Origin of the sequence: uncultured Marinobacter sp. (assembly GCF_963974375.1) — a bacterium.
In the GTDB taxonomy this organism is placed as follows: domain Bacteria; phylum Pseudomonadota; class Gammaproteobacteria; order Pseudomonadales; family Oleiphilaceae; genus Marinobacter.
In genome coordinates, this window is sequence record NZ_CAXBDN010000424.1 from 1 (window position 1) to 2011 (window position 2011).

A 2011-nucleotide genomic window follows, 5' to 3' on the forward strand; every position below is an offset into this window, starting at 1 on the left:
GCCCCTGGAATTCCAGCCGGGCACCACCCGCAAGACCCTGGCCCTGGACGGCACCGAAACCTACGACGTGGTCGGCGACTACAGCCCCCGTAGCACCATGACCCTGGTGATCAATCGCAAGAACGGCGAAAAGGTAGAAGTACCGGTCACCTGCCGCCTGGACACCCAGGAAGAAGTGTCCGTGTACGAAGCCGGCGGTGTACTGCAACGCTTCGCCCAGGACTTCCTGGAGTCCGAAGGGGCTGTGTGATGGTGTGATGAAGGCACTGGCCGCGGCTTCCGCGGCCAGCACAACATCTCTCATCCGTTCGCCCTGAGCCAGACACCGTTCGTCCTGAGCCTGTCGAAGGACGAGGGGCTCAGGATGCGCGGGGGGCCAGGCACTGATTCCCGTTCGCCCTGAGCCTGTCGAAGGGCGCCTGGCACAATGTACGAGGCCACGTCCTCCATATATAGCAAGTCTCAAAGAGGGCCACCCAAAGTGAGCAAAACACCCCAGATTAAAATCCCCGCCACCTACATGCGCGGCGGCACCAGCAAAGGCGTCTTCTTCAAAATCGACGACCTGCCCGAACGCTGCCAGCAACCCGGCGAGGCCCGTGACAAACTGCTGATGCGCGTCATCGGCAGCCCGGACCCCTACGAAAAGCAGATCGACGGCATGGGCGGCGCCACCTCCAGCACCAGCAAGACCGTGCTGCTGGCCAAAAGCCAGAGCGACGACCACGACGTGGACTACCTGTTCGGCCAGGTGGGTATCGACAAGGCCTTCGTGGACTGGAGCGGCAACTGCGGCAACCTGTCCGCTGCAGTCGGCCCCTTCGCCATCAGCAACGGCCTGGTGGATAAGAGCCGCATACCGGACAACGGCATTGCCACCGTCCGCATCTGGCAGGCCAACATCTCCAAAACCATCGTCGCGAAAGTCCCCATGACCAACGGCGAAGTGCAGGAAACCGGTGATTTCGAACTGGACGGCGTCACCTTCCCGGCGGCGGAAGTAGCGGTGGAGTTCATGGACCCGGCCGACGGCGAAGGCGCCATGTTCCCCACCGGCAATGTGGTGGATGAACTGGAGGTGCCCGGTGTGGGTACCCTGAAAGCCACCATGATCAACGCCGGCATACCCACCATCTTCGTGAATGCGGAAGACGTGGGGTATGAGGGCAGCGAGCTGCAGCCCGCCATTAACGGCGACCCGGAAGCCCTGGCGAAGTTCGAGACCATTCGCGCCCACGGTGCAGTGAAGATGGGGCTGATCAAGACGCCGGAAGAGGCCGCTAACCGGGGCCATACGCCGAAGGTGGCTTTTGTTGCTGCGCCGAAGGACTACGTCAGCTCCTCGGGTAAGGACATTAAGGCCAGTGATGTGGACGTACTGGTACGAGCCCTGTCAATGGGCAAACTGCATCACGCCATGATGGGGACAGCGGCTGTGGCCATTGCTACGGCTGCGGCTTTGCCTGGCACCCTGGTAAACCTTGCTGCCGGGGGAGGGGACCGGACTTCTGTGACCTTTGGGCATCCTTCCGGGACCTTGCAGGTTGGGGCTGAGGCTACTGAAGTTAATGGGCAGTGGACCGCCAAGAAGGCTGTTATGAGTCGTAGTGCGAGGGTGTTGATGGAAGGTTGGGTTAGGGTGCCTGGGGATAGTTTCTAGGTAAAACTCCGAATCGATTGATTCAGCCCGTTAAAGAAATGCCGCCCTGGATGTTGTTATCCACGGCGGCATTTTTGTTTGTGGCCTGGCGGACCTCAATCAACCGAAGGCGCTCACTGCATTACGCTGCCCTTACTTATGCACCGAGAACAACCGCGAACAGCAGCGGTTATTCTCGGTAACAGAAGAGCATAGCTAAAACTCTTTTTTTTTACTGTGATTCAGGAGGGGAACTCAGGCTCAAGCTCTCCGGGGCACACCGCATGGGATGGAAAATCATCTGTGCTCTCCAGATATTGGTAATGAATGACATCGGCTTTGAGCGCTCCGTGCTCCATCACAAAGCCAATC

Annotated in this window: 2 protein-coding genes; both read left to right on the forward strand. The window is 59.5% G+C overall.

The features are described from left to right. Positions 1-250 (forward strand): hypothetical protein (locus AAC035_RS20995; RefSeq protein WP_339807060.1); only part of this gene is annotated, 250 nt, incomplete at its 5' end. 231 nt (positions 251-481) lie between these two features. Further along, positions 482-1660, forward strand: a complete 1179-nt coding sequence (prpF, locus tag AAC035_RS21000; RefSeq protein WP_339807062.1) for a 2-methylaconitate cis-trans isomerase PrpF — start codon at positions 482-484, stop codon at positions 1658-1660. The last annotated feature ends 351 nt before the right edge of the window (positions 1661-2011 follow it).